The sequence below is a fragment of the Vibrio sp. 2304 genome (assembly GCF_033339475.1).
Lineage (GTDB): Bacteria > Pseudomonadota > Gammaproteobacteria > Enterobacterales > Vibrionaceae > Vibrio > Vibrio alginolyticus.
The window spans coordinates 1-14,111 of sequence record NZ_JAWOUQ010000020.1; the positions used below are offsets into that span (position 1 = coordinate 1).

General features: G+C 44.2%; 13 protein-coding genes. 3 read left to right on the top strand and 10 right to left on the bottom strand.

Translation table 11 applies throughout. The features are described from left to right. Positions 1-665: 665 nt before the first annotated feature. The 7 genes from R7P64_RS22630 to dusA all read right to left on the bottom strand — a co-directional run bounded on the left by R7P64_RS22630 (position 666) and on the right by dusA (position 7,669). Complete coding sequence (locus tag R7P64_RS22630; RefSeq protein WP_005382748.1) at positions 666-1,445, bottom strand: phosphoadenylyl-sulfate reductase; 780 nt, start codon at positions 1,443-1,445, stop codon at positions 666-668. Further along, entirely contained in the window at positions 1,438-3,174 is a 1,737-nt protein-coding gene (gene cysI, locus R7P64_RS22635; RefSeq protein ID WP_017821724.1) for an assimilatory sulfite reductase (NADPH) hemoprotein subunit, read from the bottom strand. Before cysI ends, R7P64_RS22630 begins: the two co-directional genes overlap by 8 nt. Continuing rightward, complete coding sequence (locus tag R7P64_RS22640) at positions 3,174-5,045, bottom strand: assimilatory sulfite reductase (NADPH) flavoprotein subunit (RefSeq protein ID WP_005381262.1); 1,872 nt, start codon at positions 5,043-5,045, stop codon at positions 3,174-3,176. The genes cysI and R7P64_RS22640 overlap by 1 nt, the downstream gene beginning before the upstream one ends. Positions 5,046-5,162: 117 nt before the next feature. Next, the gene (locus tag R7P64_RS22645) at positions 5,163-5,393 is read right to left on the bottom strand and encodes a hypothetical protein (RefSeq protein ID WP_005381264.1); all 231 of its coding nucleotides are present in this window, start codon (positions 5,391-5,393) and stop codon (positions 5,163-5,165) included. 157 nt (positions 5,394-5,550) lie between these two features. Then, positions 5,551-6,210, bottom strand: a complete 660-nt coding sequence (locus R7P64_RS22650; protein WP_005381265.1) for a TIGR04219 family outer membrane beta-barrel protein — start codon at positions 6,208-6,210, stop codon at positions 5,551-5,553. A 98-nt stretch (positions 6,211-6,308) separates the two neighbouring features. Then, positions 6,309-6,524, bottom strand: a complete 216-nt coding sequence (pspG, locus tag R7P64_RS22655) for an envelope stress response protein PspG (RefSeq protein ID WP_005381266.1) — start codon at positions 6,522-6,524, stop codon at positions 6,309-6,311. Positions 6,525-6,688: 164 nt separating this feature from the next. Further along, positions 6,689-7,669 carry a tRNA dihydrouridine(20/20a) synthase DusA gene (dusA, locus tag R7P64_RS22660; RefSeq protein WP_017821727.1) on the bottom strand — a complete coding sequence of 327 codons (981 nt, stop codon included), beginning with the start codon at positions 7,667-7,669 and terminating at the stop codon, positions 6,689-6,691. A gap of 321 nt (positions 7,670-7,990) precedes the next feature. On the opposite strand from dusA, the gene zur reads away from it, so the two are divergent. Next, on the top strand, positions 7,991-8,455 hold the full coding sequence (gene zur, locus R7P64_RS22665; RefSeq protein WP_005381268.1) for a zinc uptake transcriptional repressor Zur: 465 nt from the start codon (positions 7,991-7,993) through the stop codon (positions 8,453-8,455). Between the two features lie 9 nt (positions 8,456-8,464). Next, complete coding sequence (locus R7P64_RS22670) at positions 8,465-8,926, top strand: chemotaxis protein CheX (protein ID WP_005381269.1); 462 nt, start codon at positions 8,465-8,467, stop codon at positions 8,924-8,926. A gap of 99 nt (positions 8,927-9,025) precedes the next feature. On the opposite strand, the gene pgi is transcribed toward R7P64_RS22670, so the two are convergent. Then, the gene (gene pgi, locus R7P64_RS22675) at positions 9,026-10,678 is read right to left on the bottom strand and encodes a glucose-6-phosphate isomerase (protein WP_138939163.1); all 1,653 of its coding nucleotides are present in this window, start codon (positions 10,676-10,678) and stop codon (positions 9,026-9,028) included. Between the two features lie 305 nt (positions 10,679-10,983). Between pgi and R7P64_RS22680 the strand changes: the two genes are divergently transcribed. Continuing rightward, complete coding sequence (locus tag R7P64_RS22680) at positions 10,984-11,403, top strand: secondary thiamine-phosphate synthase enzyme YjbQ (protein ID WP_005381271.1); 420 nt, start codon at positions 10,984-10,986, stop codon at positions 11,401-11,403. Between the two features lie 38 nt (positions 11,404-11,441). Here R7P64_RS22680 and alr read toward each other — a convergent pair whose 3' ends face one another. Both alr and R7P64_RS22690 read right to left on the bottom strand, forming a co-directional pair. Next, positions 11,442-12,518 carry an alanine racemase gene (gene alr / locus R7P64_RS22685; RefSeq protein WP_031777284.1) on the bottom strand — a complete coding sequence of 359 codons (1,077 nt, stop codon included), beginning with the start codon at positions 12,516-12,518 and terminating at the stop codon, positions 11,442-11,444. A gap of 13 nt (positions 12,519-12,531) precedes the next feature. Further along, positions 12,532-13,932: a replicative DNA helicase gene (locus tag R7P64_RS22690; protein WP_005382759.1), complete on the bottom strand. Its 1,401-nt coding sequence runs from the start codon at positions 13,930-13,932 to the stop codon at positions 12,532-12,534. Positions 13,933-14,111 lie beyond the last annotated feature (179 nt).

Here is a 14,111-nt window from a genome sequence, read left to right on the forward strand (position 1 = left end):
AGCGTTCAATCTGAGCCATGATCAAACTCTTCAATTTAAGATTTTGTTCGGCTCAATGAATACTGAACATTACATAAGTAATGTTTGAATTGACTGTGCTCTTATTGGTTTTTACTTTTGAAAAAGTAAAACAAAACAGCTCAAGGCTGCTTCCCAATTCGAATGGTCACTTCGTTTCATTGAAACCTAATTTGATACCGAGGTATCGAATTGGATTATCATCAACGAGTGCCCACACAGATTGATAGGTCTATATTGTTAAAGAGCAACTCTTCTTTGTGATTGACATCACTTCGGAAGAGGCGGCCATTCTAGCGAGATAATTTATTGTGTCAAACACTTTCTTCAAATTATTTCGTTTTTCTTTTCAGCCTTATCAACTTCGCTTAACCCCTTGTGAGGCCTTGCCCTGTCGACGAGGAGGCATTATAGAGATCGCGCTCACATTGGCAAGTGTTATTTTTCAAAAATTGCAAAAATAATGGTTAAACGATGAGTTTTCGATCAAACCTTTATTTATTCAACTTTACCCCAAACTCTCACACAACTTATCCACAGAATTGTTCTTTGAGGCGTGTTTTTCAAGTACCATAAATAAAGAAAGCTGCTTTATTGCAGCTATCTTTATTAAACTTAACCTAAACTCTATTTAAAGAGCATTATGGCTATATGCCAGACCCATCTTGTTCAGAGCCATCATCTTCGTGTAGGCCACATTCTCGCTTTAAGCCAAAGAATCGAGTTTCTTCCTCTGACATTCCCGGCTCCCATTTACGAGTAGTATGTGTATCACCAACTGAAAGGTAACCTTCATCCCACAATGGGTGGTATTTAAGGCCGTGTTGTTCTAAGTAGTAATGAACGTCTTTATTAGTCCAATCAATTACTGGTAGAAATTTAAACACACCGTTCTGAATTGATAGAATCGGTAAACCTGCACGAGATTTACTTTGCTCTCGACGCAATCCAGAGAACCACGTTCCAACATTAAGCTCTTTTAACGCTCGACGCATCGGCTCAACTTTATTGAGCTTGTTGTATTTTTCAATTCCCTCTACGCCCTGCTCCCATAATTTTCCATATCGAGCTTCTTGCCAATTCGCACTTTCTTTGGCTCGATAAACTTTTAAATTTAGGTTGAGAGCATCTGTCAGCTCATCGATAAATCGGTACGTCTCAGCAAACAGGTAACCAGTATCGGTTAGAATGACGGGGATGTCCGCTTTGGCGCGAGTAACTAAATGAAGCATAACCGCGGCTTGAATACCAAAACTAGAAGAAACCGCGAACTCGCCTTCTAGATTATCTAAAGCCCACGCTACTCTCTCTTGTGCTGAAAGCTTTTCGAGCTCGACATTAATTTGAGCAAGACGGAGGATTTGCTCCGTCTTTGTTAATGTCAGTAACTCTGTGAGCTCCAGCTTGGATGCTACAGAATCAAGCATGAAAGTCCCTCTTTGATACGAGCACTTCTTGGATAATGCCAGCACGAATAGTGAAATCGCCAAAGGCTTCGCCTTCTTCACGCTCTTTCGACCATCGAGCCACCAGCAGATCAATCTCTTCTAAGATTTGCTTATCCGTGATGTTCTCTTTATACATTTTAGGTACTCGAGTACCAGCACGGTTACCACCTAGGTGCAAGTTGTAACGACCCGGCGCTTTGCCAACTAGACCAATTTCAGCCAACATTGCGCGACCACAACCATTTGGACACCCAGTTACACGCAAAATGATGTTGTCATTTTCTGGTAGGTTGTGCTTCTCCAGAATCCCCTCCACATCAGTAACAAACTGAGGAAGGAAACGTTCAGCTTCTGCCATCGCTAGCGGACAAGTTGGAAAAGCAACACACGCCATTGAGTTCTTACGCTGTTCACTTACGCCGTCGTCCATTAAGCCATGTTCACGAGCGATCTTTTCAATTTTCGCTTTTTCGTTTTTAGGTACACCCGCAACAATTAGGTTTTGGTTCGCTGTCATGCGGAAATCGCCTTTGTGGATTTTGGCAATTTCAGCAACACCCGTCTTAAGTGGTTTACCTGGAAAGTCTAATAAGCGACCGTTTTCGATGAAAAGCGCTAAATGATATTTACCATCAATTCCTTCTACCCAGCCAATACGGTCACCACGTTCTGTGAATTCATATGGACGGCTTTGCTCAAACTTAACACCAGCACGTTTCTCGACTTCCGCTTTAAAGACATCGCTACCTACACGATCCAATGTGTATTTGGTTTTTGCGTTCTTACGGTTTGAACGGTTACCCCAGTCGCGCTGAGTTGTTACTACAGCTGCGGCAACATCAAGTGTCTTGTCCAGCGGAATAAAGCCAAAGTCGTCAGCGCGGCGCGGATAAGTTGATGTATCGCCATGCGTCATCGCTAAGCCGCCGCCGACCAGGACGTTAAAACCAACCAGCTTGCCGTTATCTGCAATCGCTACGAAGTTGAGATCGTTAGCGTGTACATCTACGTCATTTTGCGGTGGGATAACCACTGTGGTTTTAAACTTACGTGGTAAGTAGTTCTTGCCTAGAATCGGTTCGTCTTCTTCCGTGCTTTCTACTTTTTCACCGTCTAGCCAAATCTCTGCATAAGCGCGTGTTTTCGGAAGCAGGTGTTCACTGATTCTCTTCGCCCATTCGTAAGCTTCTTGGTGTAACTCTGACTCCACTGGATTAGTGGTACACAACACGTTACGGTTTACATCACCCGCGGTTGCAATCGAATCAATGCCAATACTGTTGAGCGTTTGATGCATCAACTTAATATTCGGTTTTAATACCCCATGAAACTGGAACGTTTGGCGAGTCGTCAGACGAATACTTCCATATAAAGAGTGCTCCGTTGCGAACTTGTCGATCGCTAACCATTGCGTTGGCGTGATGATGCCTCCAGGCATACGAGCACGAAGCATCACATTATGTAATGGTTCCAGTTTTTGCTTTGTGCGTTCATTACGGATATCACGATCGTCTTGTTGATACATACCGTGGAAACGAATTAACTGGAAGTTGTCGGCAGTAAAGCCACCTGTAATACGGTCCTGTAAATCTTGCTCAATAGTGCCACGTAATAAGTTGCTTTCTCGCTTCAGGCGCTCGTTATCAGATAGCGGCCCTAACTCTTCACCTAATACAACCTGCTTATTATTGTCCGTAGAAAAAGTCATTAGTAAACATCCCTCTGATAACGTTTCGCTTTACGTAGGTCATTAATAAATTGTTCTGCATCGTCACGCGGCATCTTGCCTTCTTGTTCAGCAACGATAACCAATGCGTCGTGCACATCTTTTGCCATACGCGTTGCATCACCGCAGACATAGATATAAGCGCCTTCTTGGATCCACTGCCACACTTGAGCTGCGTTTTCTAAGATGCGATGTTGTACGTAAACCTTTTCTACTTGGTCACGACTAAAGGCAACATCCAATCGGCTTAGTACTCCTGACTTGAGATACTTTTGCCATTCCACTTGGTACAAGAAGTCTTGAGTGAACGTGCGATCACCAAAGAACAACCAGTTTTTGCCTTCAGCATCGCGGTTTTCACGTTCCTGAATAAAGCTACGGAATGGTGCGATCCCTGTGCCAGGACCAACCATGATAATTGGAGTACTATCATCTTCCGGCAGTTTAAAGTTGTTGTTATGCTCAACAAATACTTTAACTTCATCTCCCTCTTCGAGACGCTGAGCTAAGAAACTAGACGCACCACCATATCGTTTTTCGTCGTTTTGTTCGTACTCAACCAAAGCAACCGTTAGGTGTACTTCTTCATCGACCTCTTCTTGGCTTGATGCAATAGAGTAAAGGCGTGGAGTAAGACGACGAAGCAAACCAATCAACTCATCTGCGGTTAACTTGGTTTTCTTTTCTGCCAGTACATCAACGATTTGAGTATTTGCAGAGTACTCGCGAAGCTTATCTTTATCTTCAACTAACTTTTGTAGCTTCTTGCTACCGGATAACTCGGCAAACTTTGTGATGAGCTGCGGGTTAGATGTTGTGATTTCATATTTACTCACGAGAGCACTGTGGATTGACAAGCTTTCACCATCAACGTCAACAGTCTCAACCCCAGACAAACCGACCTTACCAAGAATGGCATTTGCAAGTTCCGAGCTATTTTCAAACCACACACCTAGTGCATCACCTGGCTGATACGTTAAGCCCGAGCCTTCTAAGTCGATTTCTATATGACGAACGTCTTTTCCAGAGTCACGGCCCGTGATTTTTTGACTGGTCAGTAACGTCGCAGTGTACGGATTTTGTTTATTGTAAGGAGAGTGCGCAGTCGCAGCTTGACCCACAGGAAGTTGAACCACATCCGCTTCAGAGCCAGAAGAAAGTGTATCTTTTACCTTGTCTAACGCATTCTTACGCCATTCAGTTGCGGGGGCTTCATAATCCACATCGCAATCAAGACGCTCGATAAATGGAGTCGCGCCTAGCTTTGATAGGTAAGTGTCGAAGTCTTTACCGGTCTGACAGAAGAACTCGTAGCTAGAATCTCCCAATGCAATAACACCATATTGCAGGTTTGGCAGCTTAGGAGCCTTCTTCGATTGCAAAAACTCATGTAGCTCAATAGCATTGTCTGGCGCTTCGCCTTCGCCGTTAGTCGATGCCACAATAATGACATGCGTTTCTTTGGCTAAGTTTTTACCTTTGTAATCGCTTGCATCAAAAAGTTCGACTGCAATTCCTTCTGCTTTTGCTTCCTGTTCCAGAGCTTCAGCAACACCTTTAGCATTGCCCGTTTGGGAAGCAAAAATAATACTCAACTTACCTGCTGGCTTCGCTGATACGGCTGCCGTTGCTTGTGCAATTGGCGTTACCGCTGTGTTTGGTTGATTTTGAGCTAATCCCCAAAAATACCCACTGACCCAAGCAAGTTGCTGTGAAGACAACTCAGAGACAGTTTGTTGGAGTGAGCTAATTTGTTGGTCATTCAGAGGGCTTGCGATTGGAGGATTTCCTCCTTGCCCATTATTATCTTCAGACACATTCTTGTGAGAATACTCATTCTTTTGAAAAGACATTATCACGACATCCCTATTCATTGCGTGACGATAGAGTACCCACTCTCCTTAATAACAAGAAAGAATAGAAGTGAATGTTTTATAACTTTTTGGAAGTAAGAACGGCTTACTTTTTGCTCATCGATCTTCAATGCGGACTTGTTGAAAGCCTACTGCCATTGCCGATTTTGACGCAGTATCCAAATCTTCATAAAGACATTCTTCGCCGTGACTGTCCGTTAGAAAAACAAAACCACCGCGCGCATGTCTGAACTCTACAACCCAACCACCCTCTTGGATTGCAGGCTCAATAATCGCTTCGATAAGCTGATTTTCACGGAATAGATGTCTTAGTTCATTTATTGTCATCGCTATCCCTGCTTTAACTTTCACATTGCTCCTAGGTAAGCATGGTCTAAGTCAGCCAAATAGGGAGAAATTTCGATTAGATATAATGAAGTGATATAAAAAAACGCCGCTTATAAAGCGACGTTTTAAGTAAATCGAATATCTAACATGGCTGAATTTAGAACGCGTATTCCGCACTCACAAAGAAGCCGTTAGCAAAAATAAACTCTTTCCCTAGATCCGACATGAATTTATCGGACTCTAAATCAATCACACGGTAACCTCCACGAAAAGCCAGTCGAGCTTTTTCGAGCGGTACATTGTATTGAACACCTGCCATGAAATCGGTGCTTTTGATACCTTTGTTGTCACCAAAGTTTATCTCACCAATCACATCAAAGTTTGTATCCGGAACTTGAATTTCTGCGTAACCATACCAAGCCCAAATCAGCTCATCAAATTCTTCTACACGCCTGCTTGAGCCAGCATCAATGTATTTAGTGTCACTTAAATTACTGAACGTGAGACCCGCATCAAAGTGCAATAAATCATGCTCTAGAACGTGGTAATACAAGGTTAAATCGAGCTTATCGAACCCCATGTAATCCGCATCAACACTTGAGTAACGAAGGCGCGCATTAGGGACATATTTAACATCATGTTCAATCGCCGCGTAAAAAGTGCCTGCGGTACTGCTATCTCGTCTCACTTCATTAACTTTAGTGTCGGCAGCCCATACCTCTGCGCCGACTTTTGTCGATACAGAGTACTCTGCAAAAACAGGAAAAGATACTGCCAACGATAATGCCGTTAAAGCGATGTTCGCTTTATTTGTCATGTAGTATTTACTCCGAGATAGCTGATATTCACGTAGAGGACGTGAGAGGAAATATACCATATTCTCACGCCTCTCCATCAACTAAATGATGTTACTCATTATTTATAGCGGGGCTGAGCGACGTAATTCTTGAAGAACCAAATACCCAATGCAATCACGATTAACCATGGTAATAGTTTAAGTACCGCTCCAACCATTCCCAGTAAAAACATCACAACTAACGCAATACCAGTTGCTGCGAATACGGTCATCATTGTGATACCCGTAACCAACAAGGTCGCCGCAAAGACTAAAATAAAGATTAGCTCCAACATAATCACTTCTCCATTTGTTTTCAATAAACAGAGCAGTTTCCATACCAACTTACAGAAACGAAGTTAAGATTATGATTTTTAATAAAAAAACAAAGCCAGAGGCATTTCTGCACTCTGGCTTTATCATTCTTTAGTTGGTAATTTTAGCCATTCACTGGCGAATTTTACACATTCAATTCTTTTGGAATCTTAGCTAGCGCGTCTTGCAATACTTCTAGACCAGAACCTGGTTTGTGCGCATTTTCACTGATATGACGACGCCATTGACGAGCACCGGGCATGCTTTGGAACAAACCTAACATGTGGCGGGTAATATGACCAAGGTACGCACCTTTCGCTAATTGCGCTTCAATGTATGGATACATCTCTTCAACAATTTCGCTGCGTTTCTTCACTGGAGCATTAGAGCCAAACAACTCTTGATCTACCGATGCCAGTAAATATGGGCTTTGGTATGCTTCACGACCAATCATCACACCGTCAAGATGCTGAAGATGTGCTTTTGCTTCTTCTAATGATTTCACGCCACCGTTAATCGCAATCGTTAGGTGTGAGAAGTCTTGCTTCAATTGGTAAGCGCGTGGGTAATCCAATGGTGGGATCTCACGGTTTTCTTTTGGGCTTAGACCACTTAACCATGCTTTACGTGCGTGGATAGTGAACTGCTCACAGCCACCCTTTTCTGAAACAATAGAAACGAAATCCGTTAAGAACTCGTAAGAATCTTGATCATCAATACCAATGCGAGTCTTGACTGTTACAGGGATATCGACCACGTCTTTCATTGCTGCGACACAATCCGCAACTAACTGCGGTTCAGCCATTAGGCAAGCACCAAATCGACCGTTTTGTACGCGGTCAGATGGACACCCCACATTTAGGTTAATCTCATCGTAGCCACGCTCTTGCGCTAGCTTGGCACACGTAGCCAAATCTGCTGGGTTTGAACCACCAAGTTGAAGGGCTAACGGATGCTCTTCTTCGTTATAAGCCAGGAAATCTCCTTTTCCATGAATGATCGCACCTGTCGTCACCATTTCAGTGTACAGCAGGGTTTCTTTGGTCATTAAGCGATGGAAGTAGCGACAATGACGATCAGTCCAATCTAACATTGGTGCTACGGAGAGCCTGCAAGAATGAGTCATGATATAAACACCCGTTTTTATGTTGCCAAGGTCGAGCGCAGCAGTACGCTCAAAAAATAAGTCGGGTATTGTATACCCAAGCACCTCTAGGTGCTAGTTTCAGCGAGAATGATTTGGTTGGCTGACTAGCCAAGTGCTTAGGAATACGCAGAAGTAATACGAATCTGTCATTCGTTGATTCATTCTGTGATGATTATTCCGCCTTCACACCACCACCGACTTGCTTTAATTCATGATTTTCGTTCTGATAGTGGGTAAAATGAAGCATTTCTAAACGAACTTCGTATAGAAATGATTTATCATAGAGCACGTCCGATAGTTATGGTGAAAGGTTTGAACCCAACAATCATTGAACAAATTGAAAGTATCTGCGCAGAGCGTGGAGTACGACTGACTCCGCAACGCCGACGCGTATTTGAACTCATTTGTTCTAATCGCCGCGCCTCAAGTGCGTATGAGCTATTGGAGCAACTAAAAGAGAGTGAGCCTCAGGCTAAGCCGCCCACTGTTTATCGAGCATTAGATTTTCTCCTAGAACAAGGCTTCATCCACCGAGTGGAATCGACAAATAGCTTTATTACTTGTTGTTCTTTCAATACTCAGCAGCACTTTTTCCAATTACTAATTTGCGATAAATGTGGTGATGTCGTTGAACTCGAAGATGAGACGCTGATATCCTTGTTAGCCGAAAACGCCGAGAAGCATGGATTCAAACTGACCAACCAAGTTATTGAAACTCATGGTGAATGCCAGGCCTGTTCCTCCGAGACGAAAGAAAAAGTATAGAAGAACGTTATGCGCGCTGAATTTGTAAACCCGTTTTTAGCTTCTTTAATGAACGTGCTAAAAACTATGGCTTCTCTTGAGCTGAAGCCACAAAAACCGCGAATCAAAAAAGATGAGATCGCACGAGGTGACGTTTCTGGTCTGATTGGTATGGTAGGCCCACAAACTCGTGGTTCAATGTCGATCACCTTTGATGAAGCACTCGCCCTAGAAATCATGCAGAACATGCTTGGTGAACGTCCAAATGGGCTCAATGAAGAAGTGACCGATATGGTGGGTGAGATCACCAACATGGTTACTGGTGGTGCGAAACGCATTCTGGCGGAAAGTGGTTTTGACTTTGATATGGCAACACCGGTTGTGGTTTCAGGCCGAGGTCATACGATTCGCCACAAGTGTGAAGGCTCAATTATTATCATGCCTTTCTCTTCCCAATGGGGAAATGCCTTTATCGAAATTTGCTTCGAATAAAAGAGAAAGAATAGGTTGGCACTGGCCAACCTATTTTGTTTTTGCCTCAGGCAATAAAAAGGTCAGCATTTGCTGACCTTTTCTTTATCTATTCAAACATTAAGCTTTGAACGCTTTAAATGCGTTGATTAGACCGTTTGTTGAGCTGTCATGCGAGCTGATTTGAGACTCGTCTGCAAGCTCAGGTAGGATTTGGTTAGCCAGTTGTTTACCTAGCTCCACGCCCCACTGGTCAAAGCTAAAGATATTCCAGATAACACCTTGTACGAAAATTTTGTGTTCGTACATTGCGATCAAGTTACCTAGCGTACGAGGCGTGATTTGCTTCACTAGAATAGAGTTTGTTGGACGGTTACCTTCAAACACTTTGAATGGCGCAATCGCTGCCACTTCTTCAGCATTCTTACCTACTTTCACCAACTCTTCTTTCACGGTTTCTTCATTTTTACCAAACGCTAGAGCTTCAGTTTGCGCGAAGAAGTTAGACATCAGTTTTTGGTGATGATCGCTAGCTGGGTTGTGGCTAATTGCAGGTGCAATGAAGTCACATGGGATAAGCTTAGTACCTTGGTGAATTAGCTGGTAGAACGCGTGCTGACCGTTGGTACCTGGTTCACCCCAAATGATTGGGCCAGTTTGGTAAGTTACAGCATTGCCGTCACGGTCAACGTATTTACCGTTTGATTCCATGTTGCCTTGCTGGAAATATGCTGCAAAACGGTGCATGTATTGATCGTAAGGTAGGATAGCTTCTGACTCCGCACCGTGGAAGTTGTTGTACCAAATACCAATCAAAGCAAGAATCACTGGAATATTGCTTTCTAGATCTGTTGATACGAAGTGCTTGTCCATCTCGTGAGCACCATCAAGCAACTCAACAAAGTTGTCGAAACCTACTGCTAGTGCAATTGATAGACCGATCGCAGACCATAGTGAGTAACGGCCACCAACCCAGTCCCAGAATTCAAACATGTTCGCTGTATCGATACCAAATTCAGACACGGCTGTCGCGTTTGTTGAAAGCGCAGCAAAGTGCTTAGCCACATGAGCTTGATCACCCGCAGATTCTAGGAACCAATCACGAGCAGTATGCGCGTTAGTCATGGTTTCTTGTGTTGTAAACGTCTTAGACGCGATCAAGAATAGCGTCGTTTCTGGGTTAACTTTCTTCAACGTTTCAACGATGTGTGTACCATCAACGTTAGATACGAAGTGAAGGTTTAGATGATTTTTGTATGCCGCTAGAGCTTCCGTCACCATGTAAGGGCCAAGGTCAGAACCGCCGATACCGATGTTCACAATATCAGTAATTGCTTTGCCTGTGTAACCTTTCCATTCACCGCCGATAACGCGCTCAGTGAATGATTTCATTTTTTCTAGAACCGCGTTCACTGCTGGCATTACGTCTTCGCCGTCTACCATAACTGGAGTATTCGCGCGGTTACGTAGTGCAGTGTGAAGAACAGCGCGACCTTCTGTTTGGTTGATCGCTTCACCACTGAACATCGCTTCAATTGCAGATTTCAGCTCGGTCTCTTTCGCAAGAGCAAACAGGTGCTTCAGAGTTTCCTCATTGATGAGGTTCTTTGAGTAATCGACTAGGATGTCTGAGCCGAAACGTGCAGAGTATTTGTCGAAACGCGCTGCGTCTTGAGCAAACAGCTCTTTAAGATCCATATCTTGTGCAGATTCGAAATGCGCCGTTAGCGCTTTCCAAGCTTGTGTTTGCGTTGGATTGATATTTTTCAACATGGTCTTTATCCCGATGTTACAGTAGGTTCCATTCCTTACAGTCTAGCGAAAACTGTGGAATCCCCGATTTAGCAAATAGAATATAAATTAGATGTTTGGGCAAATTGCCACAAAACAAGTCTTTGTAATTTTTTTTCAGGCGCCAATTATGACCGAGAGCTTTTACACTCACATTGAGTTAGGTCACGTTCCCTGCCCTGAAATTGAACATTCATTTACGATGACAAGAATCATATCATTTACTAATGACAGGCTCTAATTGGAATAGGATAGACGCCAATTTATAAATTTCCAAAGGAACACGTATGTGGGCACAAAAAACACTGCAATTAAAAGCGAGAAGCCGCGGTTTTCACCTGATAACTGATGAAATTGAACAACAATTACCACAAATAAACGAACTTTCAGTAGGTTTATTACACTTATTTATTCAGCACACCTCCGCCAGTTTGACCTTAAATGAGAATGCTGATCCAACCGTGCGTATGGACATGGAAGCGCACTTCAATAAGTTTGTGCCAGAGCGTGCTCCTTATTATCAGCACACCTATGAAGGTGACGACGACATGCCGGCACATATTAAAGCATCACTGCTTGGCAGTAGTGTGACGGTACCAATCCAAAATGGTCGATTAGCTTTAGGAACATGGCAAGGTATTTACTTGGGTGAGCATCGAGACTTTGGTGGCGGCCGCCGCGTTATTGCTACGATTAACGGTGAGTAGATAAAACAAAGGCTAACCTTGGGTTAGCCTTTCGTTGTTTATTTGGAGTATTCCATCTCGACGCGAGGCGTTAGCTTAGTCACGAGTTCATACGCAATCGTACCAATGTGACCCGCCACTTCTTCTACTGGGAGCTCTTTCCCCCAAAGAATCGCTTCGTCGCTGACTTTATCCGTTGCGTCTGGTCCCAAATCGACCGTCAGCATATCCATGGAAACTCGACCTGCAATAGGTACTTTACGGCCATTAACCCACACCGGCGTACCGTTTGGAGCACTTCTTGGGTAACCGTCGCCATACCCTACAGCGATGACCCCAACTTTTGTATCTCGCTCACTGGTCCAAATACCACCGTAGCCAACACTTTCGCCCTTCTTCACTTCACGTACCGCAATAAGGTGGGATTTAAGTGTCATAACAGGTTGATACCCAAGATCTTGCGCCGTTTTGTCATCGAATGGCGACACACCATACATGATAATACCCGGACGAACCCAATCTAAATGGCTTTGAGGCCATGCCAATAACCCCGCAGATGCCGCCAGTGAACGTTCCCCTTGGCAACCAGAAGTCAACGATTTAAACAGCTCAATCTGTTGTGGGGTAATATCGCTATCCAGCTCATCTGCACAGCCAAAGTGGCTCATGTAACGCAACGGTTTCGCTACATTTGGACACTCCTTCAGCCGCGTTACAAACTCGTCATATTGTTCAGGACGAACCCCAAGGCGGTGCATGCCACTGTCAATCTTCAGCCACACGACAACCGGAGTTTCAAGGTCTGCTTGCTCCAAGGCGATAAGCTGCTCTTCACAGTGCACCACGGTTTGGATGTTGTTCGTCACAAGAACAGGTAAATCACCAGGAGAGTAAAAACCTTCTAGCAATAGAATCGGCTTTACTACTCCACAAGCGCGCAGTTGCAATGCTTCTTCAATGCGAGCCACGCCAAACGCATCCGCATGGTTAGCATGTTTTGCGACATGACGTAATCCGTGACCATAACCATTGGCCTTGACGACAGCCATCACTTTACTTTGTGGCGCTTGAGCTTTTACGCGCTGTAAGTTGTGCTGCAACGCAGACAAATCAATACACGCCTTGGCCGCTTTCATATAGCTCATGGAATTACTCATCATCAATATCGAATGCAGGACCCGCGTAGTTGTCGAAACGCGAATGTTGACCTTGGAAAGTGAGGCGAACAGAGCCGATAGGACCGTTACGCTGTTTACCAATAATGATTTCGGCCGTACCTTTGTACGGACTATCTGGGTGATAAACCTCATCACGGTAGATGAACATGATCAAGTCGGCATCCTGCTCGATGGAACCGGATTCACGCAAGTCCGAGTTTACTGGTCGTTTATCCGCACGTTGCTCTAGGGAACGGTTTAGCTGCGACAGTGCCACAACAGGCACATTTAGCTCTTTTGCCAGCGCCTTAAGAGAGCGAGAGATCTCAGCAATCTCAAGAGTACGGTTATCGGTTAACGAAGGCACGCGCATCAACTGAAGGTAGTCGACCATGATCATCGATAGACCGCCATGTTCACGAGCGATACGGCGAGCGCGCGAACGCACTTCGGTCGGAGTTAGACCAGAGCTATCATCAATGTACATATTTTTCTTCTGCATCAGGATACCCATAGTAGAAGAAATACGCGCCCAATCTTCGTCATCTAGCTGACCCGTACGGATCTTGGTTTGGTCTACACGAGACAAAGAGGCCAACATACGCATCATCAACTGTTCAGCTGGCATCTCTAACGAGAAAATAAGTACGGGCTTTTCTTGTTGCATGGCCGCATTTTCACACAAGTTCATCGCAAAGGTCGTTTTACCCATCGATGGACGCGCTGCGACAATCACCAAATCAGAGCCTTGCAAACCTGCGGTTTTCTTATTGAGGTCTGTGAAACCGGTATCGACCCCGGTAACACCATCTTGTGGCGTTTTATACAACAACTCGATACGTTCTAACGTCTTTTCAAGAATGTTGTCGACGTTTTGTGGTCCTTCGTTTTCACTAGTTCGAGACTCGGCGATAGCAAAAACTTTACTCTCAGCCATGTCTATTAAATCTTCAGAACTGCGACCTTGAGGGTCATAGCCCGCATCCGCAATTTCATTCGCGACACCAATAAGGCCACGAACAATCGCGCGCTCAGCGACAATATCAGCATACGCATTGATGTTAGCTGCACTTGGCGTATTCTTCGCCAAGTCAGCGAGGTAAGCAAAACCGCCTACATCTTCTAACAACTCGTGACGCTCTAGATATTCCGATAAAGTAATAAGATCGAGAGGTTTACCCGCTTCAAGAATGGTTTTTACACCTTCAAAAATCAGGCGGTGTGGACGACTATAGAAATCACTGCTCACAACACGTTCGGCAACGGTGTCCCAACGTTCATTATCCAGTAAAAGACCACCAATTACTGATTGCTCGGCTTCTAGTGAGTGAGGTGGCACTTTGATTGCGTCGACCTGACTGTCTGAAGGTTTGCGATTTCTGTTTTCCGCCATGACTTTGCTCGATAACTACTATTGACCCACGATTATAACCTTAACCTAACTGAGATGCTTCCCCGAAGCGACAATTACTTGTTAAGAAATCATCATGTGAACCACCCGGGTAATAGCCTGGTTCTTCCGTCTAGCTCTAATAAAAATTAACCTACCATTGACCCAACCAAATATCTGTA